19 protein-coding genes are annotated in these 24,782 nt (G+C 65.0%); 6 read left to right on the forward strand and 13 right to left on the reverse strand.

All coding sequences use genetic code 11. The features are described 5' to 3' along the window. Positions 1–111: 111 nt before the first annotated feature. Together ACK2SD_RS11640 and ACK2SD_RS11645 are read left to right on the forward strand one after the other, a co-directional pair. Positions 112–1,200, forward strand: coding sequence for a metal-dependent hydrolase (locus tag ACK2SD_RS11640; RefSeq protein ID WP_412462198.1), 1,089 nt, complete (start codon positions 112–114; stop codon positions 1,198–1,200). Continuing rightward, positions 1,149–1,919 carry a TraX family protein gene (locus tag ACK2SD_RS11645; RefSeq protein ID WP_412462199.1) on the forward strand — a complete coding sequence of 257 codons (771 nt, stop codon included), beginning with the start codon at positions 1,149–1,151 and terminating at the stop codon, positions 1,917–1,919. The genes ACK2SD_RS11640 and ACK2SD_RS11645 overlap by 52 nt, the downstream gene beginning before the upstream one ends. Before the next feature lie 15 nt (positions 1,920–1,934). Here the strand turns inward: ACK2SD_RS11645 and ACK2SD_RS11650 are convergent, their stop codons facing one another. The 3 genes from ACK2SD_RS11650 to ACK2SD_RS11660 all read right to left on the reverse strand — a co-directional run bounded on the left by ACK2SD_RS11650 (position 1,935) and on the right by ACK2SD_RS11660 (position 4,453). Beyond that, positions 1,935–2,108, reverse strand: coding sequence for a hypothetical protein (locus tag ACK2SD_RS11650; protein ID WP_412462200.1), 174 nt, complete (start codon positions 2,106–2,108; stop codon positions 1,935–1,937). A gap of 144 nt (positions 2,109–2,252) precedes the next feature. Then, positions 2,253–3,671: an efflux transporter outer membrane subunit gene (locus tag ACK2SD_RS11655; protein ID WP_412462201.1), complete on the reverse strand. Its 1,419-nt coding sequence runs from the start codon at positions 3,669–3,671 to the stop codon at positions 2,253–2,255. A gap of 17 nt (positions 3,672–3,688) precedes the next feature. Next, the gene (locus tag ACK2SD_RS11660; RefSeq protein WP_412462202.1) at positions 3,689–4,453 is read right to left on the reverse strand and encodes a helix-turn-helix transcriptional regulator; all 765 of its coding nucleotides are present in this window, start codon (positions 4,451–4,453) and stop codon (positions 3,689–3,691) included. Positions 4,454–4,865: 412 nt separating this feature from the next. On the opposite strand from ACK2SD_RS11660, the gene ACK2SD_RS11665 reads away from it, so the two are divergent. Both ACK2SD_RS11665 and ACK2SD_RS11670 read left to right on the forward strand, forming a co-directional pair. Then, complete coding sequence (locus tag ACK2SD_RS11665; protein WP_412462203.1) at positions 4,866–11,219, forward strand: amino acid adenylation domain-containing protein; 6,354 nt, start codon at positions 4,866–4,868, stop codon at positions 11,217–11,219. Positions 11,220–11,324: 105 nt separating this feature from the next. Continuing rightward, entirely contained in the window at positions 11,325–11,951 is a 627-nt protein-coding gene (locus ACK2SD_RS11670; RefSeq protein WP_412462204.1) for a LysE family translocator, read from the forward strand. Between the two features lie 21 nt (positions 11,952–11,972). Here ACK2SD_RS11670 and ACK2SD_RS11675 read toward each other — a convergent pair whose 3' ends face one another. The 10 genes from ACK2SD_RS11675 to ACK2SD_RS11720 all read right to left on the reverse strand — a co-directional run bounded on the left by ACK2SD_RS11675 (position 11,973) and on the right by ACK2SD_RS11720 (position 23,027). Then, on the reverse strand, positions 11,973–12,248 hold the full coding sequence (locus ACK2SD_RS11675; RefSeq protein WP_039577991.1) for a peptidylprolyl isomerase: 276 nt from the start codon (positions 12,246–12,248) through the stop codon (positions 11,973–11,975). 85 nt (positions 12,249–12,333) lie between these two features. Then, positions 12,334–13,101 (reverse strand): 3-hydroxybutyrate dehydrogenase, encoded by a 768-nt coding sequence (gene hbdH, locus ACK2SD_RS11680; protein ID WP_412462205.1) that lies wholly within the window; start codon positions 13,099–13,101, stop codon positions 12,334–12,336. Positions 13,102–13,140: 39 nt separating this feature from the next. Then, positions 13,141–14,157 carry an ABC transporter permease gene (locus tag ACK2SD_RS11685; protein WP_412462206.1) on the reverse strand — a complete coding sequence of 339 codons (1,017 nt, stop codon included), beginning with the start codon at positions 14,155–14,157 and terminating at the stop codon, positions 13,141–13,143. After that, positions 14,157–15,215, reverse strand: a complete 1,059-nt coding sequence (locus ACK2SD_RS11690; RefSeq protein ID WP_412462207.1) for a microcin C ABC transporter permease YejB — start codon at positions 15,213–15,215, stop codon at positions 14,157–14,159. Before ACK2SD_RS11690 ends, ACK2SD_RS11685 begins: the two co-directional genes overlap by 1 nt. Further along, the gene (locus ACK2SD_RS11695; protein WP_412462306.1) at positions 15,212–17,038 is read right to left on the reverse strand and encodes an extracellular solute-binding protein; all 1,827 of its coding nucleotides are present in this window, start codon (positions 17,036–17,038) and stop codon (positions 15,212–15,214) included. Before ACK2SD_RS11695 ends, ACK2SD_RS11690 begins: the two co-directional genes overlap by 4 nt. 61 nt (positions 17,039–17,099) lie before the next feature. Further along, positions 17,100–17,381, reverse strand: a complete 282-nt coding sequence (locus ACK2SD_RS11700) for a peptidylprolyl isomerase (protein WP_029615238.1) — start codon at positions 17,379–17,381, stop codon at positions 17,100–17,102. A 112-nt stretch (positions 17,382–17,493) separates the two neighbouring features. Further along, on the reverse strand, positions 17,494–18,558 hold the full coding sequence (locus tag ACK2SD_RS11705) for a 3-deoxy-7-phosphoheptulonate synthase (RefSeq protein WP_412462208.1): 1,065 nt from the start codon (positions 18,556–18,558) through the stop codon (positions 17,494–17,496). 587 nt (positions 18,559–19,145) lie between these two features. Continuing rightward, entirely contained in the window at positions 19,146–20,297 is a 1,152-nt protein-coding gene (locus ACK2SD_RS11710; RefSeq protein WP_412462209.1) for an acyl-CoA dehydrogenase family protein, read from the reverse strand. A 15-nt stretch (positions 20,298–20,312) separates the two neighbouring features. Continuing rightward, positions 20,313–21,383 carry an enoyl-CoA hydratase/isomerase family protein gene (locus tag ACK2SD_RS11715; protein ID WP_412462210.1) on the reverse strand — a complete coding sequence of 357 codons (1,071 nt, stop codon included), beginning with the start codon at positions 21,381–21,383 and terminating at the stop codon, positions 20,313–20,315. Positions 21,384–21,641: 258 nt separating this feature from the next. Next, positions 21,642–23,027 carry an aldehyde dehydrogenase family protein gene (locus ACK2SD_RS11720; RefSeq protein ID WP_412462211.1) on the reverse strand — a complete coding sequence of 462 codons (1,386 nt, stop codon included), beginning with the start codon at positions 23,025–23,027 and terminating at the stop codon, positions 21,642–21,644. A 117-nt stretch (positions 23,028–23,144) separates the two neighbouring features. Between ACK2SD_RS11720 and ptrR the strand changes: the two genes are divergently transcribed. Together ptrR and ACK2SD_RS11730 are read left to right on the forward strand one after the other, a co-directional pair. Next, positions 23,145–24,011: a putrescine utilization regulator PtrR gene (gene ptrR / locus ACK2SD_RS11725; RefSeq protein ID WP_116888351.1), complete on the forward strand. Its 867-nt coding sequence runs from the start codon at positions 23,145–23,147 to the stop codon at positions 24,009–24,011. 221 nt (positions 24,012–24,232) lie between these two features. Beyond that, positions 24,233–24,754 (forward strand): acyloxyacyl hydrolase, encoded by a 522-nt coding sequence (locus ACK2SD_RS11730; RefSeq protein WP_029614246.1) that lies wholly within the window; start codon positions 24,233–24,235, stop codon positions 24,752–24,754. Positions 24,755–24,782 lie beyond the last annotated feature (28 nt).

The following is a 24,782-nucleotide window of genomic DNA, read 5'->3' on the forward strand; positions in this document are numbered from 1 at the left end:
GGCGACAGGGTTACAAGCTGTGTCGCTCACGGCACAACAGCCAGGCCGGTCCTTGCTCGCAGTGGCGTAGGAGGGTTAGCTTTCTCCGATACTGTCAATGGAACGCTGATCTTGGACTCGATTACCCAAGCTGTACTGGGCGCGGCGCTGCAGGGCACTTTGCTCGGCCGTCTGCAGGGACGCCGTGCGCTGGTCTATGGCGCGGCATTGGCCACTGTGCCGGACCTGGATGTGGTGATCCACTACGCCGATCCGGTGTCGCAGATGACCTATCACCGCGGTTTTTCCCACTCGATCTTCGTCCTCACCGGGGTGGCCTTGCTGCTCGCCTGGCTGGTGGCCTGGATCGGTCAGCGCCGCAGCCCCGACGCAGGCTACCGCTGGCCGCGACTGTTCGTGGCGTTCTGGCTGGTGCTGGTCACTCATCCGCTGCTGGACGCCTTCACGGTCTACGGCACCCAGTTGTTCTGGCCGCTGACACTGACGCCGCTGAGCTGGGCCGCCGTGTTCATCATCGACCCGGTCTACACCTTGCCCTTGCTGATGGCCGTGGCTTACGCCTTCTGGCGCGGGCCGGGGCGCAGAGCCCGGGGCTTGATGACGGCGGCGTTGATCTTCAGCACGGCGTACCTGGGTTTTGGACTGGCCGGGCGCATGACCGTCGAGCAGCGCTTCGAGCAGGCCTTGCAGGCGCAAGGCGTGGCGCCGCGCGAAGTTCGCGCCATGCCGATGGCCTTCAACAACCTGCTCTGGCGAGTCCTGGCCAAGACTGAGGACGGCGGCTATTACGAAGGGGTGAGCAGTCTGTTCGACCGCGAGCCGCCGGAGATGCAATACCTGTCGCGGAATGCGCCACTGGCCAAGGTGTTGCAGGACGACCCGTTGTACACGCGTCTGCGCTGGTTTACCGATGACTGGCTGCGCTACGACGTGGTCGGCAGTACGCTGGTAGTCACTGACCTGCGCATGGGGATTCCCGGTAATTACAATTTCCGCTTCGCCATGGCCCGTCGCGACGAACAAGGTCAGTGGCAGGTCGAAACGCCGTCGCGCTGGCGCGACAATGGCACTTCGATGTTCAACGGCGGTGATCTGGCGCTGATCGGGCGGCGCATCCTCGACCAGCACCCGCCGCTGCCGTTGCAGGCGTGGACGGCACGGGCGATGACGCCTGCGGCAGCGTCCGGGGTGTCTCGCTGAACGGTCGCTCGGCCGGGCTCGACCTGGTCAAGTGGGTGGCCATCCTCAGCATGGTCGCCGATCACCTGCGTTATCTGTGGCCCGAGGCCGTCGATCTGTTCGTCATCGGTCGGCTGGCGTTCCCGTTGTTCTGTCTGGTGATCGCCTGCCATGTGATGCGCGTGCCATCGGGGCAGTTGTACCGCTCGACCAGTGCGCGCTACCTGGTTTGGATGCTGGCGTTCTGCGTGCTCTCGGAGCCGGCTTATCGCTGGCTGGACACGGGAACAGCGACCTTCAGCGTGATGCCGACGCTGACCTTGGGCCTGCTCTGCGCATGGGGCGTGCATCATCCACAACGGCTGGCGCGGCTGGCAGCAGTCTCGGCGGTGCTAGTGGCATGGCTAATCCGTGATCGGTTGATGTACGGGCTGCCGGGCGTGTTACTGCCCGCCGGCTGCCTTTTGCTGTGGAACGGACTGCGGGTGGGATTCGTGTTGCCGATGGTGTTGGCCATCGCCGGCAACATGACCAACAGTTGGCTGGCCTCGCATCTGGCACAGCCCTTCACATGGATGGTAATGGCCAGCGCTGCCTTGGCGATTCCCCTTGGGTGGCGAATGCTCGCGTGCAACCGCTGGCGCATCAGCCCTGTAGGACGTTGGGCCTACGGGTTCTATCCGTTGCATCTGCTGGTGATCAAGGCGGTGCTGATCATGCGTGTGTCCGGCACCGGGTGACGGCAGGCGTTGGGCTCAGGCGCCCGAGTCAGGGTCGACACGTGGCACGGTGGGATGCTTTTCCTGGTCATCGTCGGTGAGGTTAGGTGCCGCGTCGGGGTCTTCGACGCGGTCGTTGCGCTGTTCAGGATCCAGGTCAGGCCATTCGGTCTGCGCATCGCCGCCACCCATCCGGTGTTTGTCGTTCATGGTATTCACCTCGAGACTCTCGCTGTACCGCAGGCTGGAAAAAAGGCCTGCCCGCAGGCAGGCCAACACAGGAGTGAGGGGCAGCCCATTGGCCGCCCTCATAGGCTGTGAGTCAGCCAACACCCGCAGTGTCCATGCGAACGCTCAAGGGGCCGACCGACGGTGCTGTTCATCCACTGCCCACCCCCCGCCCAAGGCCACATACAGGTTCACCTCGGCGAGCAGTTGCGCCAGTCGGTCATCGATCAGCCCTTGGCGCGCGCTGAACAACGACCGCTGCGCATCGAGGAAGGTCAGGCTGCTGTCCACTCCCGCCCGATAGCGGTTGCTCGCCAAGTCGTAGTAGCGCTGAGTGGCGTTCACCAGGTCACGCTGCGCCAGCAGTTGCCGACGATAGGTCGAACGCGCAGCCAAACCATCGGACACCTCCTGGAACGCGGTCTGGATGGATTTTTCGTAGCGCGCCACCTCGAGTGTTTTCTGCAGTTGCGCATAATCAAGACTCGCGCGCAGGCTGCCGGCGGTGAACAGTGGCAGGCTGATTTGCGGCTGGAACAGCCACGTGCCGCTGCCGCCGTCGAACAGCCCGGAGAGTTCGCGGCTGGCACTGCCGGCGCTGGCAGTCAGGCGAATGCCAGGGAAGAAGGCCGCGCGCGCTGCTCCGATATCCGCGTTGGCCGCGCGCAGACGGTACTCGGCCTCGAGAATATCGGGCCGCCGTTGCAGCAGGTCGTCGGGCAGCCCGGCGGGTAGCTCGACCACCTGTTCGGCCGCCAGCGGCAAGCCCGGCAGGCGCTCGTCGAGCGTTGAACCCACCAGCAGGGACAACTGATTGACGTCCTGGGCGACCTGGCGCTGGTAGCGAGCAACCGCCGTACGGCCCGTCTCGACGCGGGTCTTGGCTTGCAGCACCTGCAAGGCCGACACGCTGCCGGCACGACGCTGACCTTGGGTCAGGTGCAGACGCTGTTGATCGGCCTCCAGGGTCTGGTGTGACAGCGCCAGCAATTCCAGGTCGGCGCGCCAGGTCAGGTAGCTGCTGGCGACGCTGGCCACCAGGGTGAGTTGCACGCTGCGGCGGGCCTGTTCGCTGGCCAAATAGGTCAGCAGGGCCTTGTCGCTAAGGCTGCGCAGGCGGCCGAACAGGTCGAGCTCGAATGCACTCAGGCCCAACGTGGCGGAGTAGGTCTGGCTGATGGCGCCGTCATCGCTGCCGGTCATCCGCCGTGGCAGGTACTGGCGCTGGCCTTGGGCATCGGCGGAGAGGTGCGGCAACTGCTCGGCGCGCTGGAGGCGAAATTGCGCGCGGTAGGCCTGGACGTTGAGCGCCGCCACGCGCAGGTCGCGGTTGTCGCGCAGGGCGCGTTCGATCAGTTCGCGCAGCAGCGGGTCGCGAAAGATCGTCTGGCCGCGCAGGCGGTCATCAGAAACGCCAGGCTCGACCGGGGCCGCCTCGGTCTGGGCGAAGCGCGCTGGCACGGGCGAGGGTGGCCGCTGGTAATCGGGCGTGAGGGTACAGCCGCTGAGCAGCAACACGAGCAGGGCGGCAGGGTATCTAAGCATGGTGTTCTCTGTCTGGCTCAAGCGCCGGCCATCCATCGGGCCAGGCCGTGGCGTCCACTGACGCCGAGCTTGGCGGTGGCGCGCTTGAGGTAGGTTTCCACCGAACTGTTCTTCACGTTCAGCCGCTGCGCCATTTCCGGCACGGTGCCTCCGGTCAGCACGCCCAGGCACACCTGCTGTTCGCGGCTGGAGAGCTGCACCGCTTCCTGCGCCAAACGCTCGTCGAAGCCCTGGCGCAATAGGTCGGCACTGTCCGAGTCCTCGTCGGCGCCGGGTGTCAGGCGCTGCGCGTGATACTCCAGCAAGGGCAGCAGTGTGTCGGCCAGACGCTTGAGCAGCGACAGCTCAGTGAGCGAAAAGGCGCGTTGGCTGGGCGATCGATGAAAGCCGATCACCCAGCGCCGGTCACCGCTGCGCGACACCAGCTTGCACTGATGCAGGTGCTGGTGTGCGCTGCCCTTGCGCTGTGAACGCTTGTGCTGGATCAGCAGCGGGTCCTTCATCTGCACGATGTCCTGCAGCAAGGCAAGGCCGGTGGGGGGTGTCGAGGAGAGCGCGTCGCTCGCCCCGGCACTGCCCAGCATCCTGGTCCGCTCGACGCAGCCCTGGCGGCTGTCGATCGTCCACTCACTCAGGTCGAGCCGGTGCACCGGCACCAGCCCGTCGACGAATCGCAGCATGTGGCCGGCGAAGTCAGGCTCGCTGGCACTGGCGATCAGTTCACCCAGTTGCAGATAGAGGCGCGCATCGTGCGGCCTCAGGCGGCGGGGGTCGAGCTTCATGTCTGTTCATCCTTGATTCGTGTACCACACCGAGAGGGCAGCGACCGGCGCAGAAGCTGCCCGAGCGAAGGCGGCGCTATTCAAGACCGCCGGTGCAGGTCGCGTCTGTAGTGGAAAACGGGGACAGAAAATGGCACCGATAAGCGGCGAATTGGCGAGCGGTTTCAGGTGGAGTAAAACGTTTGCGCGGTAATGGTCAGCAAATTGGCGTCAAAATGCCGATGATCGCAACACGTTTCCAGGCTAAGCGTTGACGGGTAAGTGATCTCGGCGGCGAACAAATAGCCAATGTCCTACAGAAGAATCCGCAAACTGCGCTTATCCCGCTGGTGTCCGGGTTTAATGGGCCATACGTCGCCGGGGCAGGGTGCTTGAATCGACCGATGAACAACGGAGAAGGACCTCCCAGCCCATGCCTGCCGCCGATACTTACCCTCTGACCAGTGCTCAACGCGACATCTGGCTCGACCAGTTGAGTCGAGGTGACTCGCCGCTCTACACCATCGGTGGGTACATCGACCTGCGCGGTGGCTTGCAACCGCACCAGCTGCACCAGGCCTTGCGGGCATTATTGGCAGCCCATCCGGTACTGCGTACCGAGTTGCTGCTCGACGCCGGTGCCGAGGGTTTGCCGCTACAGCGCTTCGCGCCCGCCGATGAAGCTCAAGCCATCGAGTTGCCAATGCTGGATCTGTCCGCAGAAACCGATCCCGACGCTGCTGCGGCCACGTGGGTACAGGCGCACATGCAGCACACTTATCGCTTCGATGGCAGCCCGCTGTTGACGTTCACCCTGTTGCGTCTGGCGCCCAACCGCCACTGGCTGGCCTGCCATGCACACCATTTGCTCGTCGATGGATGGGGCTTCGCGCAGTTGATCAAGACGCTGGGCGAACATTACACAGCGCTGGTCGAAGGCACCTCTCCGCCGGTCGCGCACACCTGTTACTCGGCGTTCATCGACGAGGATCACCACTATTGCCATTCGCCCCGCCTGGCACGCGACCGCGACTATTGGCTGGCCCGCTTCGCACAGGTGCCCGAACCCTTGCTGGCCGCGCGTCATCATCACCGCCGCGCCACCGACCAGGCCCCGGCACGCACCTGCGTGCAGGCGTTTCCCGCGAGCCTGCACGCACGCATGCAACAACTGGCGCAGACCCACAAGGCCTCGGCGTTTCATGTGTTGCTGGCGGCGCTGCATGTGCTGTTCACGCGCAGCGCCCAGCGCGAGGACTGGGTGGTGGGGCTGCCGATACTCAATCGGGGTGGGGCGCGGTTCAAGACCACTCTGGGCACCTTCGTTCAGGTCAGCGCGGTGCCGATGGCCTTTTCCGCGAGCCTGTCCTTCGCCGAGCTGATCGCGGCCATCCGCGATACCCTGCGCCAGGATTTCCGCCATCAGCGTCTGCCGGTCAGCGAACTGAATCGGGCGCTGGGTCTGCTGGGCGAAGAGCGCCGCCAGTTGTTCGAAGTGTCGGTGTCCTACGAACAGGACGACCATGATTACCGCTTTGGCGCCGCCAGCGGCCACACGGTCAAGGTGTCCAATAACCACGAATCCACGCCGCTGGCCATCCATCTGCGCAGCAATCGGCACACCGACAAAGCCTGGTTGCACCTGGTGCATCACCGTGCCTGGCTTTCGGCCGATGAGGCCCACGCCTTGGGCGAGCGCTTGATGCATGTGCTCGATCAAGGCCTGCGAACGCCCACGCTGACGGTTGCCGATTTCGACCTGCTCACCGCCCATGAACATGATCGGCTACGTCACTGGAACGCGACGCAGCAGCCGATAGGCGAACCCTGTGTCCATCGACGGATCGAAGTCCAGGCCGCACAGCGGCCGCACGCGTTGGCTGCGGTACATCAGGGGCAATCGCTGAGCTACGGCGAACTGAACCAGCGGGCCAACGCCCTGGCCTGGCGCTTGATCGCCCAAGGCGTGCAGCCCGAGCAGCGGGTGGCCGTGCTGGCGCGGCGCGGACTCGACACGCTGGTGGGGCTGTTGGCCGTGCTCAAGGCCGGAGCAGCCTACGTGCCGATCGATCCGGCGCATCCTCGCGAGCGCCTGGCTTATCTGCTCGAAGACAGCGCGCCGGTGGCGCTGCTGACCCAACGCCGACTGCTCGACCATCTGCCACGCCACGACGTACCGGTGATCGAGCTGGACGACTGCCCGCCGCCTGAGGGCGTACTGGATAACCCTAGCGTCGCCGGCCTTGATCCCCACAGCTTGGTCTATGTGATCTACACCTCCGGCTCGACCGGGCAGCCCAAGGGGGTGATGGTCGAACACCAGATGCTTGCCAATCTGGTCGATTGGCATTGCGGCGCCTTCGATGTGACGGTCGATACGCACACCTCGAGCTTGGCAGGCTTCGGCTTCGATGCGATGGCCTGGGAAGTCTGGCCCGCCCTGTGCGCGGGCGCCACCCTGCACTTGGCACCGGTCGGTGAAGCAGGCGAGGATCTCGACGCGCTGCTGCGCTGGTGGCGTGCCCAGCCGCTGCAGGTGAGCTTCCTGCCGACCCCCGTGGCCGAATACGCCTTCACGCAGCCAGATCATCCGACCCTGCGCACCCTGCTGATCGGCGGCGACCGCCTGCGCACGCTGTCGTGTGAGCGAACTTATGCAGTGATCAACAACTACGGACCCACCGAAGCAACGGTGGTCGCCAGTTCCGGGCGAGTCACCGCGGGGGCGGCGCTGCACATCGGCGGCCCGATCGCCAATACCCAGTTGTACGTCCTGGATGCTCAGCGACGGTTGCTGCCGATTGGCGTACCCGGAGAGCTGTACGTCGGCGGACTGGGTGTTGCTCGCGGCTATCTGGGACGCGAGCAGATGAGCGCCGAGCGTTTCCTGGTCGATCCGTTCAGCTCTCGAGCCGGAGCGCGAATGTACCGCACGGGGGACCTGGTGCGCTGGCGTGACGACGGCGCCCTGGAATACCTGGGACGCAACGACGATCAGGTGAAGATCCGTGGAGTGCGCGTGGAGCTTGGCGAGATCGAGGCCGCGCTGGCCAGCCATGAGCAGGTGCACGAAGCGGTGGTGCTGCTGCGCGACGAGCAGTTGCAGGCCTGGTTCATCGGCGATGCGCCAACCCCGGGCGACTTGCACGAGCACCTGCGCGCCATGCTGCCACCGGCCTTGCTACCCGCGGGTTATCAGCGTGTGGAGCAGTGGCCACTGACCGCCAATGGCAAGCTCGACCGTCGCGCGCTGCCGGCGTTGGGCCAGGACGCTTGGGTGCGCCGCGTCCACGAAGCGCCGCGCGGCGATGTGGAGGAGCGTCTGGCGGCGCTGTGGAGCGAACTGCTTGGCGTACCCGCTATCGGCCGACACGATCACTTCTTCGAGCTTGGCGGCCACTCGCTGCTGGCGGTGCAACTGGTCGAGCGCATGCGTCAGCAGGGCCTGCGCGCCGATGTCCAGGTGCTGTTCGGGCAGCCGACCTTGGCGAGCCTTGCAGCCGCCAGTCAGGCAGGTGTGATCGAGGTGGCCGGGAACCGCGTACCCCGCGGCTGCACCCGCATAACCCCGCAGTTGTTGAGCCTTGCCCGCCTGGATCAGGCCCAGATCGACCTGATCGTCGCCACCGTACCGGGAGGCGCCGCCAACGTTCAGGAGATCTACCCGCTGGCACCGCTGCAACAAGGCTTGCTCTATCACCACCTGCGTGGCGGCGACGATCCCTACCAGCAGCAGGCCTTGTTCACCTTCGCCGACCGCGCCGGCTTCGACGCGTTCGCCCAGGCGTTGCAGCATGTGGTCGACCGCCACGACATTCTGCGTACCAGCCTGTACTGGGACGGGTTGGAGCAGCCGCAGCAGGTGGTGTGGCGTGAGGCTCGCCTGCCCGTGGAAGTCCTGCAGATCGCCTCCCACGACGCGGCTGGGCAGTTGCGCGCGCATTTCGCCACCGCGCAACGTTCCCTGGACCTGCGCCACGCCCCGATGATGGCGCTGGCCGGCACCGAGGACGTCGAGCACGGCCGCTGGCTGGGCTTGCTGCGCTTCCACCATCTGGTCAACGACGCCGTCTCGGTACAGGTGCTGCTGGGCGAGTTGCGCGCCGTGCTGAGCGGCACACAACAGGCTTTGGCAACGCCCGTACCCTACCGCAACTACGTCGCGCTCAGCGGCGCCGAGGCGCGCCAGGCGCAGCACGAGGTGTTTCTGCGCGCGCTGCTGGCAGGGGTCGAGGCGCCGCCATCCTTGCCAGGCATGCCGACGCACGATGTGTCGCCGCAAACGTTGGAAAGCCTCGAACAGCCGCTGTCCGGCAGGCTGAACGAGAGCCTGCGACGCTTGGCCAGGCAGCACGACGTCGGGTTGCCCAGCCTGTTGCACCTGGCCTGGGCCCAGGTCCTCGGTGCGCTGGCCGGGCGTGACGAGGTGGTGACCGGCACGGTGCTGCTGGGCCGGATGATGGCCGGCGAGGGCGCCGATCGCGCGCTGGGTATGTTCGTCAACAGCTTGCCGCTGCGCCTGCACCTGGCCGGACGCAGCGTGGCCCAGGCGCTGGGTGACACTCAAGGTGCATTGGCTGCCTTGTTGGAGCACGAGGACGCACCGCTTTCGCTGGCCCAGCAGTGCAGTGGTCTGCCTGCGGGTGTGCCGCTGTTCAACAGCCTGATCAATTTCCGCCATGGACTGACCCGCGGACAGTCGACGCTGCCCGGTGCGCAACTCCTGGAGGCCAGCGAGGTGCACAGTCACGCCCTGGCGCTGTCGGTGGACGATCAGGGCGACAGCCTGCGTCTGGGCGTGCGTGCGCCCCAGGCGCTGGGCGCCAGCCGGGTGCTGACGTATGTGCAGCATGCCTTGGAGGTGCTGTGCGAGGCGCTCGACCAGGACAGTTCGCAACCCCTGGAGCGGCTGTGCTGCGTACCGCCGGGCGAACGGCGGGAGCTGCTGGAGGGCTTCAACGATACTGCGCAAGCCCACGCACTGCGGGGTCGAACCTTGCCGTCGCTGTTCGAGGCGCAAGTGCAGCGTACGCCTGAGGCAATCGCCTTGCAGACCGACGAGGCCACGCTGACTTACCGCGCGCTCGACGAGCAGGCCAACCAGTTGGCCCATCATCTGATTGGCCTCGGGGTGAAGCCCGACAGCCGTGTCGGTGTATGCCTGGAGCGCGGCCTGCCGTTGCTGGTAGGGCTGCTGGGCGTGCTCAAGGCTGGGGCGGCCTACGTGCCGCTCGATCCTGAATACCCGGACGAGCGCCTGCGCTATCTGGTGCAGGACAGTTCGCCTGTGGCCGTCCTGGTCCAGGCCGCGACCCGTGGCTTGTTCGAGGCGCAGGCGGTGGCGCTGGTCGATCTCGACCTGCCGGCCTGGCAGGCGCAGTCGAAGCAGGCGCCTGAGGTGGCCTTGAGCGCGTCGAATCTGGCCTATGTGATGTACACCTCAGGCTCCACCGGAACGCCAAAGGGGGTGATGGTCGAGCACCGCGGCCTGGGCAACCTGATGCACTGGAGCTCCACGCTGTGTCCGCCACGGCCAGGCGACGCGCTGCTGCAGCGGGCGCCGTTCAGCTTCGACGGCTCGGTCTGGGAGCTGTTCTGGCCGCTGTGCGCCGGGCTGCGCCTGGTGCTGCCGCGCCCGGACGGGCACCGCGACCCGCACTACCTGATGCAATTGATCCAGGACCGCCAGGTAACCACGGTCAAGTTCGTACCGGCGCTGCTGCATGTCTTCCTCGAACAAGCGGGCGTGGAGCGATGCACCAGCCTGAGGGACATCTTCTGCGGCGGCGGCGAGCTGACCCTGGCCTTGGCCACGCTGCTGCGCGAGCGCCTGCCCCAGGTGCGCCTGCACAACGTCTATGGCCCTACCGAGGCCACGGTGGACAGCACCGCCTGGACCTTGGAACCTGATCAACCCTTGCCGTCGGTGGCACCGCCCATTGGCCGTGCGATCGCCAATATCCGCCTCTACGTGGTCGATACCCATGGCCGGCCGGTGCCCAAGGGTGTTGTGGGAGAGCTGTTGATCGGGGGTATTGGGGTGGCCCGCGGCTACCTTGGGCTGCCAACGCTGGAAGCCGACCGCTTCATCGCCAGTCCTTTTGTCCAAGGCGACCGCCTGTACCGCACGGGCGACCTGGCGCGCTGGCGTGAAGACGGCGAGCTGGAGTTCATCGGTCGCAACGATTTTCAGGTCAAGCTGCGCGGATTGCGTGTGGAATTGGGCGAAATCGAGGCCCTGCTGGCGGCGCATCCGGCGCTGGGTCAAAGTGCGGTACGGGTGCGCGATGAGCGCCTGGTGGCCTACTTTACCTGCCGCGAAGGGCAGTGTGCGCCGTCGCTCGAAGTGCTGCGCAATCATTTGCTGGCACGGCTGCCGGCGTACATGGTGCCTGCGGCTTTCGTCGCGCTAGACGAAATGCCGTTGAGCCCCAACGGCAAGATCGACCGCAAGGCGCTGCCCGAACCCGGCCCGCAAGCCCTGATCACGCGTGCTTTCGAGGCACCACGCGGGGAGTTGGAGTGCACCCTGGCGCACATCTGGAGCGAGGTACTCAAGGTCGAACAGGTGGGCCGCGACGACAATTTCTTCGAGCTGGGCGGTCATTCCCTGTTGGCGGTGAATGTGGTGGCGCGGATGCGTCAAGCCGGGCTGCAGGCCGATGCCCGCCTGTTGTTCCGTCAGCCGACCTTGGCCGCACTGGCGGCCAGTGCCGGCCAGCCGCGTGCCGAGGTGCAGATCGCCGCCACCACGATCCCCGGCCTCAAGGCCAGGCGCAGGCTCTGATCGCCCCAGGTTAGCGCTACTGTGCCGGCCAAATGACGCGCCACTGTGCTTGACCGTGCGGGGGCTGCGGCGCGACGCTGCGGCCGTCCGCTACGGAGAACAACAATGGACGCGTCGAACCTGCTGCTATTCGTCCCCGCCTGTTTTGCCCTGAACATGGCGCCGGGCCCGAACAACCTGCTGTCGCTGCACAATGCCAGCCGTTATGGCCTGCGCACCGCCTGCCTGGCCGGAGGCGGGCGGCTGCTGGCCTTCGCCGCAATGATCGCCCTGGCGGCGATGGGGCTGACCGTGGTGTTGCACACCAGCGAGTACCTGTTCCTGGGCATCAAGCTGGCGGGGGCGGCGTATCTGTTCTACATCGCCTGGCAGCTGTGGCGCGCCCCGGTCGCAACCGGGCCGGTCGACGATAGCCCGCGCAGGGGGCTCTGGCGCCTGGCACGGCAAGAGTTCTGGGTGGCGGCGGGCAATCCCAAGGCGATCCTGTTGTTCACTGCGTTTCTGCCGCAGTTCGTGACGGTGGACAGCCGCACGCCGTTCGCTGAGCAGTTCCTTTGGCTGGGGTTGTGGTTCCTGCTGCTGGAGTGGATCGCTATTGCCGTCTACGCCGGACTGGGCGTGTTCCTGCAGCGTTGGTTCAACCATCCACGCGCGCGGCGACTGTTCAACCGGGTCAGTGCTTCGCTATTGGGGTGTGCCGGGATCGGCTTGCTGGTCGCGCGGCCGCGCTGAACCGCGCGTCGGTGAAGCCCCTCAATCGCGGTAGAACACCTGCACCAGGTGATAGCCGAACTTGCTCTTGATCGGGCCGTGCACCACCCGCAGCGGTTTCTTGAAAATCACCTGGTCGATGGCGCCCACCATCTGCCCTGGGCGCACTTCGCCCAGGTCGCCGCCGCGCTTGCCGGAAGGGCAGGTGGAGAACTTCTTGGCCAGCACGTCGAACGCCTCGCCCTTGGCCAGGCGCTGCTTGAGTTGCTCGGCTTCTTCGGCGGTCTTGACCAGGATGTGGCGGGCTTGTGCTTTCATGGCGTACCTGTAACTGCGGCGAAAAAAGGGGGGCATTATGCCTGATGACGTCGCTTCGGATCTGCCCAATACGCAGCGCTCCCTGTCACTGCGCCAACCACCCACCATCGACGTTCCAGGCCGCGCCACGCACCTGGCTGCCAGCCTCGCTGCACAGGAACAGGGCCAATTCGCCCAACTGCTGCGGGGTCACGAAGGCCAGTGAAGGCTGCTTCTCGGCCAGCAGTTCATGCTCGGCCTGCTGTGGATCGCCATCCCCAGCACGCGCGTCGATCTGTTGCTGCACCAGCGGGGTCAGCACGAAGCCTGGGCACAGGGCATTGCAGGTGATCGAGGTGGTCGCCGTCTCCAGCGCCACTACCTTGGTCAGCCCGACCACGCCGTGCTTGGCGGCGACGTAGGCGCTTTTGCCCGTGGAGCCGACCAGCCCGTGCACCGAGGCGATGTTGATGATGCGCCCCCAGCCACGCGCGCGCATGCCCGGTAGGGCCAGGCGAATGCCATGGAACACGGCCGACAGATTGAGCGCGATGATCTGGTCCCAGCGCTGTACCGGGAACGCCTCAACCGGTGCGACGTGCTGGATTCCGGCGTTGTTGACGAGAATGTCGATGCCGCCGAACTCATGCTCGGCGAAAGCGAACAGCGCTTCGATCTGCGCCACGTCGGCAAGGTCCGCTGCGTGATGGCCGACCTTCACGCCATGGCCGCGGATCGCGTCGAGGGCCGGCTGTGGATCGCCGAAGCCGTTGAGCACAATGTTCGCGCCCGCCCGCGCCAGCACTTGGGCGATGCCCAGGCCGATACCGCTGGTGGAACCGGTGATCAATGCTGTCTTGCCTGCGAGCGTCATGTGCAACTCCTGGTAGCGAACGGATGAACAGGGACCGGGTCAGCGTCGCGGGTCGAATGCCTCGCGCAGTGCATCGCCGATGAACACCAGCAGCGAAAGGATCGTCGCCAGTGCGAAGAATGCCGTGAAGCCCAGCCATGGTGCCTCCAGGTGCTGCTTGCCCTGGGTGACCAGCTCGCCCAAGGAGGCGCTGCCGGCGGGCATGCCGAAGCCGAGGAAGTCCAGGGCGGTGAGGGTGGTGATGGCGCCGGTGAGCATGAAGGGAATATAGGTCAGCGTCGCGTTCAGGGCATTGGGCAGGATGTGCCGGAGCATCACCTGGGTGTCGCTCAGGCCCAGGGCGCGGGCGGCCTTGACGTATTCCAGGCTGCGGCCGCGGAGAAATTCGGCGCGCACCACATCCACCAGCGTGAGCCAGGAAAACAGCGCCAGGATGCCCAGCAGCCACCAGAAGTCCGGTTCGACGAACCCGGAAAGGATGATCAGCAGGTACAGCACGGGCATCCCCGACCAGACCTCCAGCAGTCGCTGGCCGAGCAGGTCGACCCAACCCCCGTGGTAGCCCTGCAAGGCCCCGGCGCTGACGCCGATCAGCACGCTGAGCAGCGTCAGCGCGAAGGCAAACAGCAGCGACACCCGGGTGCCGTACAGTACCCGGGCGAGCACGTCGCGGCCCTGGTCGTCGGTCCCCAGCCAGTTCACCGTGCTCGGTGCACTGGGCGTGGGCACCTGCAGGTCGTAGTTGGGCGTATCGGCGCTGAAGGGGATGGGGGCGAACAGCATCCATCCGCCTTGGGCTTCGATCAGCCGGCGCACGTAGGTGCTGCGGTAATCGGGCTGGAAGGGCAGTTCACCGCCGAACTGCTGCTCGGTGTAGCGTTTGAGTGCCGGACTGTAGAGCTCGCCCTGGTAGCTGAGCAGCAGTGGTTTGTCGTTGGCGACCAGTTCGGCGCCCAGGCTCAGCAGCAGGATCGCGCCGAACAGCCACAGCGACGCCCAGCCCAGGCGGTTACGGCGAAAACGTTGCAGGCGACGTCGGGCGATAGGCGACAGCATCAGTGCGCCCTCGCGTCGAAGTCAATCCGCGGGTCGAGCAGCGTGTAGCAGAGGTCGCCGATCAGGCGAATCAGCAGGCCACCCAAGGTGAAGATGAACAAAGTGCCGAACACCACCGGATAATCCCGGGACACTGCCGCGTCGTAACTCAGGCGCCCGAGGCCGTCGAGGGAGAAGATCACTTCGATCAGCAGGGAGCCGGCGAAGAACACGCTGATCAAGGCCTGCGGCACGCCGGCCACCACCAGCAGCAGGGCGTTGCGCAGCACATGGCCGTACAGCACCCGGCGCTCGCTCACGCCCTTGGCCCTGGCAGTGACCACGTAGTGCCGGGAAATTTCCTCGAGAAACGCATTCTTGGTCAGCAGCGTCAGGGTGGCGAAACCGCCGATCACCAGGGCGCCGACCGGCAGTACCAGATGCCAGAAATAATCGGCGACTTTGCCCAGCAGGCTCAGTTGCTCGAAATCTTCGGAGACCAGCCCGCGCACGGGAAACCAGTTCAGCGAGGTGCCGCCGGCGAACAGGACGATCAGCAGCAGGGCGAACAGAAACGAGGGCAGGGCGTAGCCGACCACGATCAGCACACTGCTCCAGGCGTCGAAGCGGCTGCCATGGCGCACGGCCTTGGCAATGCCCAGTGGGATCGACACCAGGTAGGTAATGAGCGTGGCCCACAGGCCCAGCGACAGGGTGACTGGCAGCTTGTCGAGGATCAGGTCGGTGACCTTGGCGCCGCGAAAGAAGCTGTGGCCGAAGTCGAGCCTGGCGTACTGGCCGAGCATCAGCCAGAGCCGCTCGGGGGCACTCTTGTCGAAGCCGTACTGGTGTTTGATCTGCTCGATCATCTTCGGGTCCAGGCCCCGGCTGGCGCGAGACTGGCCTTGAAGCGCTTCGACCCGTGCCCCCGGCGCGCCGCCACCGATGCCCTGCAGGCGGGCCACGGCCTGTTCCACAGGCCCGCCGGGGGCGGCCTGGACGATGGCGAAATTCACCAGCAGTATCGCCAGCAGCGTGGGCACGATCAGCAGCAGACGCCGCAGCAGATAGCCGGTCATGGTGCCGCCTTCAAGCGCTCGGCCATCTGCGCTTCGGTCAGCGCAGTCGGGCTGACCTCCCACCAGGTGTCCAGCCCCTCGTCATACCTGGCCTGCACCTTGGGCAGCCCGAAGCGATTCCACCAGACGGTGGAGCTTCCCGGCGGGTAGTAGTTGGGGATCCAGTAATAATTCCATTGCAGCACCCGATCCAGCGCATGGGCGTAGCGCTGCATGTCGGCCTGGGTCGAGGCGTGGACCAGGCCGTCGAGTAGCCGGTCCACGGCAGGATCCTGGAGCACCATGAGGTTGTTCGAGCCGGGGTCGTGGGCGGCGGCGGAGCCGAAGTAGTTGTACTGCTCGGCCCCAGGCGACAGGGTGACGGGATAGCCGGTGATGACCATGTCGTAGTCGCGCGCCATGAGCCGGTTGATGTACTGGGCCGAGTCCACGTTGCGGATGTTCAGCTCGATGCCGATCTGCGCCAGGTTGCGCTTCCAGGGCAGCAGCAGGCGCTCCAGGCCGGCCTGGCCGTTGAGGAAGGTGAAACTCAACGGCGTGCCCTCGGCATCGACCAGGCGATCACCCTCGGGGCGCCAGCCAGCGGCTTGCAGCAGTTGCAGCGCGTGCAACTGTTGCGGGCGGATGATGCCCGAGCCATCGGTCACCGGTGCCTTGAACACCTGGGTGAACACGTGGTCGGGGATCTGCCCGCGCAAGGGTTCGAGGATCTTCAGTTCTTCGACATCGGGCAGTTCGCGGGCGGCCAAGGGCGTATTGGAGAACAGGCTCTGCTGGCGGATGTAGAGGTTGCGCATCATCTGCCGGTTGCTCCACTCGAAATCCCAGAGCAGGGCCAGGGCCTGGCGCACACGGCGGTCGGCGAACATCGGCCTGGACAGGTTGAACACGAAGCCTTGGGCGCTTTGCGGTTTGTCCGGCCCTAATTGCGCGCGCTGCAGGCGACCGTCGGCCAGCGGGGCACCGTTGTAGCCTTGGGTATACCCGGTGGCGGAAAACTCGCGGTTGTAGTCGTAACCGCCGCCTTTGAGCACTTGGCGGGCCACCTCGGTGTCGCCGAAGTACTCCACGCGAATGCGCTGGAAGTTGTAGTGTCCGCGGTTGACGGGCAGATCGCGGGCCCACCAGTTGGGATCGCGCTCGAAGGTGATGCTGCGGCCATTGTCCAGGCGCGCGATGCGGTAGGGGCCGCTGCCCAGCGGTGTATCGAAACCGCCACCGTGGGCGAAGTCGCGGGCCTTCCAGTCATGTTCAGGCAGCACCGGCAGGCTGGCCAGGTCCAGTGCCAGGGTTCGACCGTGAGGTTGGCGAAAATCGAAACGCACGCTGCGCGGACCTTCGACGCTGACGGCGGCCACGTCGGCGAACTGGGTGCGGTACTTGAGGCTGCCTTTGCTCATCAGCAGCTCGAAGGTGAAGCGCACGTCTTCGGCGCGTACCGGCTTACCGTCGGCAAAAGTCGCGCGGGGATCGATCTCCACCCGTAGCCAGGCATCGTCAGGGCCGCGCTCCAGGCGTCGGGCGATCAGTCCATAGACGGTGTACGGCTCATCCAGCGAGCGCACGGCCAAGGGCGCATAGAGCCAGCCATCGACTTGACTGACCCCGGTTCCTTCATCGATGAAGGGCAAGACATGGTCGTACTGGCCGATTTCGAGCGCCGAGCGGCGCAGACTGCCGCCCTTGGGCGCGTCCGGGTCAACGTAATCGAAGTGTGGGAAGTCGGCGCGGTAGCGAGGCGGTTCGCCGTAGACGGTCAACGCGTGCGAGGGTGCGGCGAGGCTGGCGGTGCTCAGCCACGCCCCGACCAGCAACACGGCCAGACGGGGGCAGGCGGTGCCCGCTCCCACAAGGGCACTGCAGGGGCGGGCGAACAAGAGCGGGTCAGTCCTGGCGGCTGGTCACTTCCAGCAGGTGATAGCCGAACTGGGTTTTCACCGGACCTTGCACGGTGTTGACCGGCGCGCTGAACACCACGGTATCGAATTCCTTGACCATCTGGCCTGGGCCGAACGAGCCCAGGTCGCCGCCCTGGCGGCTGGAGGGGCAGCTGGAGTTGGCCTTGGCAATTTCGCCGAAGTCGGCACCGGCTTCGATCTGGGCTTTGAGTTCGTTGCACTTGTCTTCGGTGCTGACGAGGATGTGACGGGCGGTGGCACGTGCCATGACAGGGATTCCTTGGATGAATGAAGATGCAAGCCTACAGCAAAGCTTGGGCATGTGTCTGCGCCCGCCGAGTCTAGCGATAACTGCTCCGGCGTGCGTGCGTTAGGCTATCTCAAGCCAGTCGCCGGGCAGCGTCGCGCAGTAGTTCGGCGGTGCTGTCCCAGCCCAGGCAGCCATCGGTGATCGACACCCCATACTTCAAAGCGCCCTTGCCCAATGCCTGGCAACCCTCGAACAGATGCCCCTCGATCATCACGCCGATGATCGAGGTGTCGCCGGCCAGGCGTTGATCCAGCACGTCCTCGAACACCGCCGGCTGCCGCGCAGGGTCCTTGCCGCTGTTGGCGTGGCTGCAATCGACCATGATCCGAGCCTGCACACCGGCTTTGGCCAGGCCTTGTCGGGCCAGTGCAAGGCTGTCGGCGTCGTAGTTCGGGCCTTGGTGCCCACCACGCAGTACCAGGTGCGTATCCGGATTGCCGAAGGTCTCGATGATCGCGGGATGACCCTGCGCGTCCATGCCGAAATGACGATGACCCGCGACGGCACTGCGCATGGCGTCGGTGGCGACGGCTATGCCGCCATCGGTGCCGTTCTTGAAACCGACTGGCAGTTCCAGGCCACTGACCATCTCCCGGTGAATCTGCGACTCAGTGGTGCGCGCGCCGATGGCCGCCCAGCTCAGCAGATCGTCGAAGTAGCCGGCAGCCATGGGCTGCAACAGTTCAGTGGCAATCGGCAGACCGCGTTCGAGCATGCCCAGCATCAAGCCCCGCGACAGGGCGATGCCGGCGTGCATGTCGTCGCTGCCGTCCAGGTGCGGATCGTAGGCCAGGCCTTTCCAGCCGACGGTGGTCCGTGGTTTCTCGACGTAGGCGCGCATCACCAGCAGCAACTGGTCGCTCACTTCACGGCTCAGGGCGGCTAGGCGGTCGGCGTACTCAAGGGCTGAGCGCGGGTCGTGGATCGAGCAGGGGCCGACTACCACCAGCAGACGTGAGTCGCGGCCGTCGAGAATGGCGCGCACGGCCTGGCGATGGTCATGGACCTGTTGCGCGAGTTCGCTGGAGAGCGGCATCTGCTGCTTGAGCAGGTGCGGGCTGGGTAAGCGTTGGCTGACGGCGGCGTTGGCCGCAACGGGTTGGGTCAGGGGCAGGGCGAGGTTCGAAGAATGCATGGCGAGGTTTTCCTTGGGCGGACGGCGGGTGTGGGCCCGCGCCGTCGGCCCTATCGAGGTGTTCGACAGGTTGTCGGATGAGCGTTGCGTGCAGCATTGCCACCGGTCAGGGTCCGTACGGAGGCGGCAGGCTGGCCCGAACGGGAATGGCTAAATCGCCAGGCGTGGGGAAAGGCGTAGGGATAGCTGACGTAGTTCATGGTGTTGTCCTCAGAAGTGCTGAACGAATGTAGAAGCCGTTAAACGCAAAACCCCCGGTCGGGAGGCCGACCGGGGGTTTGAGTAGTCTCATGTTCGGCGGCCCCTCGAAGGTGGGCGCCGGGTGGGTATCGGCGCCTAGTGGCTAAACCAATACCCAAAGTAGGAGCAGGCTGCGACGTCACGACCGGCAACGGCCAGCACAGGGCGCACGAGGCGTCCGGCGGTGATGGCGTGATTGCAGGTGTGTTTCGACATGTTGCTCTCCAATGAATGAAACCGAGCTTACTGCAGCGTCGCGCGGTGTTCAATCGGTAAATGCTATCGGGGTGATTGCACGTGGCGTTCAGGCACCCGCGTGTGCAACGGGTGCCGGAGATGAAGGGCTGTCAGACCGCATAGTGCTTGAGTTCCCGCGCGATCAGCATGCGCTGGATCTCGCTCGATCCTTCGTAGATCTGGGTGATTCGCGCATCCCGGTAGTACTTCTCGACCGGATAGTCCTCCAGATACCCGTACCCGCCATGCACCTGAATCGCCATTGAGCACACCCGTTCGGCCATTTCCGAGGCGAACAGCTTGGCTTGCGAAGCCTCCGACAGGCAGGGTTTGCCCGCACTGCGCAGGCGCGCTGCATGCAGGATCAGCAGCCGCGCGGCGTTGAGCTGCACCTGCATGTCGGCCAACAGGTTGGCGATGCTCTGGTGCTCGTTGATCGGCTTGCCGAACTGGATACGCTCGCGCGAATAGGTGAGCGCGGCTTCGAAGGCCGCGCGGGCGATGCCCAGGGCCTGGGCGGCGATGCCGATGCGTCCGCCTTCGAGGTTGGACAAGGCGATGGCCAGGCCCTTGCCGCGCTCGCCCAGCAGGTTGGCCTCGGGGATACGGCAGGCGTCGAGGGTCACGGCGCAGGTGTCGGAGGCGCGGATGCCCATCTTGTGTTCGCTGCGGTCGACCTTGAAGCCGGGGTTGTCGGTCTCCACCAGGAAGGCCGACAGGCCCTTCTTGCCCAACTGCGGGTCGGTGACGGCGAACACGATGGCCAGTCCGGCGCGCTTGGCGTTGCTGACGAACTGCTTGGCCCCGTCGATGACCCAGTGGCCGTCGACCAACTCGGCGCGGGTACGCAGGTTATGGGCTTCGGAGCCGGCCTGGGGCTCGGTCAGGCAGAAGCAGCCGATCACTTCGCCGCTGGCCAGGCGTGGCAGCCACTGCTGCTGTTGTTCGGGCGTGCCGTAGGCCAGCAGCGGACCGCAGCCCACCGAGTTGTGGATGCTCATCAGCGCGCCGATGGCGCCGTCGCCGGCAGAGATTTCCTCGACAGCCAGGGCGTAGGCCACGTAGTCGGTGTAGCTGCCGCCGAAGGTGTCGGGCACCACCATGCCCAGCAGGCCCAGCTCGCCCATGGCGCGTACCACGGCGTCATCGATCCAGCCGGCCTTCTCCCAGGCCTGTGCATGGGGTGCGATCTCGCCGCGCGCGAAGTCGCGGGCCATGTCGCGGATCATGATCTGCTCTTCGCTCAGTTCCAGGTCTTGCATGCTACGACTCCCGGCTCACAGGCCTTCGAAGAATTGATCGACCCGCTGGCTGGACAGCGCGGCGAGGGTCGGTGGGTTCCAGCGCGGCTGCTTGTCCTTGTCGACGATCAAGGCGCGCACCCCTTCAACGATGTCGCCGTGGGCGAACCACTGGCGGTCCAGGTGCAGCTCCATGGCGAAGCAGTCTTCCAGGCTGCGGTGGCGACCACGACGCAGCATCTCCAGCGTCACCGCCATGGCCAGTGGCGAGCGAGTTTCCAGCAGGTCGGCGGTGGCGTGCGCCCACTGCTGGCTATCACCGATGCGCACGCTGCGCAGTTGTTCCAGGATGCTGGGCAGGTCGGGCTGGCCGAAGTAGTGATCGATCACCGGGCGCAGGCGTGCCAGTGGCGCATCCTCAAGGGTTTGGGTGCCCAGTTTGGCCAGCAGACCTTGCAGGTCCTTGAGCGGATGACTGCCGAAATTCAACGCGTCCAGGCCCTGGTCCAGGGTGCTGAGCCGGTCGCTGGCCAGATACCAGTCCGCCAACCCGCAATACAGGGCATCAGCGGCCTGAACCTGCGTGCCGCTGACCCCCAGGTAGGTACCCAGCTCACCCGGAATGCGCGACAGGAAGTAGCTGCCGCCGACATCCGGGAAGTAACCGATACCGACTTCTGGCATGCCCAGCCGGCTGCGCTCGGTGACGATGCGCAGGTCGGCGCCTTGGGCCAGGCCCATGCCACCACCGAGGGTGAAACCGTCCATGATCACCAGGACCGGCTTGCGGTAGTGGTGAATGCACAGGTCGAGTGCGTATTCCTCGACGAAGAAGCGCTCGTGCAGGTCGCTGCCGGCCTTGTAGCTGTCATGCAGCGAGCGGATGTCGCCGCCGGCACAGAAGCCTTTCGGGCCTTCGCCGCGTAGCACCACCGCCTTGATCTGTGGGTCTTGCGCCCAGGTCTGGAGTTGCTGGTGGAGGCTGCGCACCATCTCCAAGGTCAGGGCGTTGAGGCCGCTGGGACGGTTGAGGGTGAGGTGGCCGATATGGTTGCGGACATCGGCCAGCACATGATCGGTGGACGGAAGTGGAGCGTGGACGGTCATCGCGTTCTCCCTGCTTTGTTATTGATTTTCCATGTGAAGTCTGGAAATACGCTGGAGGATCGAGGGATCCTGCCATGCATATTTACCCGGCACAATCGACAAATGTGCAGCAGTCGGGTGCATTTTTGCGTCAGGGGCGGGTTCTGGATAGGACCGCAAGGGCAGGGCAATGGTTTGCTTGAAAGGTACGCGCTAGTGAAGATGATGTGACGTCGCAGCGGCATTGCACCGGTGCGACGTCGCTCGCTCGAACAGGAATTAGTTACGGTCCAGCCACACGGTTTGTACGTTGCAGAACTCACGCACGCCGAAGTGCGACAGTTCACGGCCGAACCCGCTTTTCTTGACACCGCCGAACGCCACGCGGGGGTCGGAGGCGCAATAGCCGTTGATGAACACCGCGCCGGTGTCCAGCGCAGGAATCATGCGCTCGGCCAGGGCCAGATCAGCGGTGTAGATCGTCGAAGCCAGACCGAAATCGCTGTCGTTGGCCAGTTCTACCGCATGCTGCGCATCGCGAGCACGGATGATCGCGGCCACCGGGCCGAACAATTCCTGCCTGAAGGCCGTCATGTCCGGGGTGACGTCGCCGAGCACCGTGGGGGCGTAGAAGTTTGCCGCACCGTCGAGCTTGTGGCCGCCGAGCAGCAGTGTAGCGCCTTCGGCCAAGGTGGCCTGGACTTGCCCGTCGAGTTCGTCGCGCAGGTCGAAGCGCGCCATCGGGCCGATGTAGGTGTCGTCGTCCAGCGGATTGCCGAGCTGCAGCGCGCGGGTGGCGGCGACGAACTTCTCGCTGAACGCCTCGACGATGCTGTCTTCGATGATGAAGCGCTTGGCCGCCGCGCAGACTTGCCCGGTGTTCTGGTAGCGACCGATCACTGCGGCTTTGACCGCTTCGTCCAGGTCGGCATCGGCCAGCACGATGAAGGGGTCCGACCCACCGAGTTCCAGCACGCACTTCTTCAACGCGGCGCCGGCCTGGGCGCCGATGGCCATGCCGGCGCGCACGCTGCCGGTGAGGGTCACGGCGGCGATACGGGGGTCGTTGATCGCACGGGTCACGCCGTCGGGGGTGACGTTGATCACCTCGAACACGCCCTGCGGCAGACCCGCCAGATTGAACAGTTCAGCCAGCAGATAGGCGCTGCCCATGACGTTCGGTGCATGCTTGAGCACATAGGTGTTGCCCGCCAGCAAGGCCGGCACGGCGCCGCGCAAGACCTGCCAGATCGGGAAGTTCCAGGGCATCACCGCCAGAATCGGGCCCAACGGACGGTACTCGATGCGCGCCTTCTCCACTTGCGTGGCCTCAGGGGCGAGCATGGCCGGACCGTGCTCGGCATACCACAGGCACAGTCCGACGCACTTGCTCACTTCACCCCGCGCCTGGACGATCGGCTTGCCGATTTCGCGGGCAATCATCTGGGCGAAGGCTTCGTGACGGCTCTGCAAGGCCTCAGCCAGAGCACGCAGGTAAGCGCTGCGTTGCGCCAGCGATACTTGGCGCCAGTGAGTGTATCCGTGCCTGGCCCGCTGCAAGGCCGCGTCCAGTGCGGCCTCGTTGTCGTACGGGTAGACGCCGATCTGCTCACCGGTGAAGGGATCGACGGAAATGGCATGGGTCAGGCTACTAATGGCACTCATGGCTGTTCCTCTTGTTGTCCTGGACGGTGTCGTTTCGATTGAGGCCAGACTAAAAGCGTATCGATTTGATGAAAACTGAATAATACTGAGCGAATCATTCACGAATGGAGAAAGCCCGTGGACCTGGTGCAACTGGAAATGTTCAAGGCAGTCGCCGAGCACGGCAGCATCAGCGCCGCGGCTCAACAGATTCATCGAGTACCGTCGAACCTGACCACCCGCATCAAGCAATTGGAAGAAGACTTGGGCGTGGCGTTGTTCATCCGCGAGAAAAGCCGATTGCGGCTGTCACCGGCGGGCTGGAATTTTCTCGACTACACCCGGCGTATCCTGGATTTGGTACAGGAGGCCCGCGCCACGGTCGCCGGGGAGGATCCGCAGGGCACCTTCGCCCTCGGTTCTCTGGAAAGCACGGCGGCGGTGCGGATTCCGGCACTGCTGGCGGCCTACAACCAGCGCTATCCGAAGGTCGACCTGGACCTGTCCACCGGGCCGTCGGGGACCATGCTCGAAGGGGTATTGTCCGGACGCCTGGTGGCGGCCTTCGTCGATGGCCCGGTATTGCACCCGACGTTGGAAGGCATTGCGGTCTTCGAAGAGGAAATGATGGTCATCGCGCCGTTGAACCACGCGCCGATCGGTCGTGCTCAGGATGTCAACGGCCAGAACATCTATGCCTTTCGTGCCAACTGCTCCTATCGCCATCACTTCGAAAGCTGGTTCGTCAAAGACCACGCGGTGCCAGGCAAGATCCATGAGATGGAGTCCTACCACGGCATGCTCGCCTGCGTCAGTGCCGGGGCCGGTCTGGCGTTGATGCCGCGCAGCATGCTCGACAGCATGCCAGGGGCGAGCACCGTCAGCGCCTGGCCGTTGTGCGAGGATTTTCGCTACCTCAAGACCTGGCTGGTGTGGCGTCGCGGTACCGTATCGCGAAGCTTGAGCATGTTCATCCGGCTGTTGGAAGAGCAGACGAACAGGTGAAATTGGCCAAAATCGATGTCTTGCTAACATTTTTTTCACAAAATACTGGCAAATGACTTTCATCTTGGCGTCGGCGTGCTAATAATCGCCGATGTATTACTTCTTGTGTCCCAGATGGGATGTTGTGGGCACAGGCGCGAAATAGAGGGGCACAACCCCAATTGTTGCAGGCCGCCCACCATCGACTGCCTGCCCGTGAAGTCCACCTGGAGTAGTCATTGATGAAGAACCGTCTCGCCACCTCGTTGGCCGTGGCAGTGCTGGCGCTGGCCGGTACGCAATTGGCACAGGCCGCCCAAGTGTCGGGCGCCGTGGGCGTCACCAGTCAGGGCGACATGACCTATCGCCTGGGCATGTCCTTCGATTGGGACAAGAAATGGCTGCAAAGCAGCGTCGGCCACGTCAGCGGTTACTGGGACGCCGGCTACACCTACTGGGAAGGCGGTGACTACAGCGGCGCGCACTCGCTGTCGTTCAGCCCGGTGTTCACCTATGAATTCGGCGACTCGGGCTACGTGCCGTTCATCGAAGCCGGTGTCGGTGTCGCCGTGTTCTCCAAAACCGATGTGGGCGATCAGAAGCTGGGTTCAGCGTTCAACTTCGAAGACCGTATCGGCTTCGGCGTGAAGCTGCCGGGTCAGCAGAAGGTTGGCATCCGTGCTACGCACTACTCCAACGCCGGTATCAAGCAGCCTAACGACGGTATCGAGTCGTATGCGCTGTTCTACAGCGCCGCGTTCTAAGCGCTGAGCGCTGCACCGCCGGCGTCAA

Source organism: Pseudomonas sp. SC11, from assembly GCF_047039205.1.
In the GTDB taxonomy this organism is placed as follows: Bacteria; Pseudomonadota; Gammaproteobacteria; order Pseudomonadales; family Pseudomonadaceae; genus Aquipseudomonas; species Aquipseudomonas boreofloridensis.

Coding starts and splice junctions, on each gene's coding strand:
- ACK2SD_RS11675 (WP_039577991.1), bottom strand. CDS start 12,248: ATGAAAGCACAAGCCCGCCACATCCTGGTCAAGACCGCCGAAGAAGCC.
- ACK2SD_RS11685 (WP_412462206.1), bottom strand. CDS start 14,157: ATGCTGTCGCCTATCGCCCGACGTCGCCTGCAACGTTTTCGCCGTAAC.
- hbdH (WP_412462205.1), bottom strand. CDS start 13,101: ATGACGCTCGCAGGCAAGACAGCATTGATCACCGGTTCCACCAGCGGT.
- ACK2SD_RS11700 (WP_029615238.1), bottom strand. CDS start 17,381: ATGGCACGTGCCACCGCCCGTCACATCCTCGTCAGCACCGAAGACAAG.
- ACK2SD_RS11670 (WP_412462204.1), top strand. CDS start 11,325: ATGGACGCGTCGAACCTGCTGCTATTCGTCCCCGCCTGTTTTGCCCTG.
- ACK2SD_RS11710 (WP_412462209.1), bottom strand. CDS start 20,297: ATGCAAGACCTGGAACTGAGCGAAGAGCAGATCATGATCCGCGACATG.
- ACK2SD_RS11730 (WP_029614246.1), top strand. CDS start 24,233: ATGAAGAACCGTCTCGCCACCTCGTTGGCCGTGGCAGTGCTGGCGCTG.
- ACK2SD_RS11690 (WP_412462207.1), bottom strand. CDS start 15,215: ATGACCGGCTATCTGCTGCGGCGTCTGCTGCTGATCGTGCCCACGCTG.
- ACK2SD_RS11715 (WP_412462210.1), bottom strand. CDS start 21,383: ATGACCGTCCACGCTCCACTTCCGTCCACCGATCATGTGCTGGCCGAT.
- ACK2SD_RS11655 (WP_412462201.1), bottom strand. CDS start 3,671: ATGCTTAGATACCCTGCCGCCCTGCTCGTGTTGCTGCTCAGCGGCTGT.
- ACK2SD_RS11650 (WP_412462200.1), bottom strand. CDS start 2,108: ATGAACGACAAACACCGGATGGGTGGCGGCGATGCGCAGACCGAATGG.
- ACK2SD_RS11660 (WP_412462202.1), bottom strand. CDS start 4,453: ATGAAGCTCGACCCCCGCCGCCTGAGGCCGCACGATGCGCGCCTCTAT.
- ACK2SD_RS11665 (WP_412462203.1), top strand. CDS start 4,866: ATGCCTGCCGCCGATACTTACCCTCTGACCAGTGCTCAACGCGACATC.
- ACK2SD_RS11720 (WP_412462211.1), bottom strand. CDS start 23,027: ATGAGTGCCATTAGTAGCCTGACCCATGCCATTTCCGTCGATCCCTTC.
- ACK2SD_RS11705 (WP_412462208.1), bottom strand. CDS start 18,558: ATGCATTCTTCGAACCTCGCCCTGCCCCTGACCCAACCCGTTGCGGCC.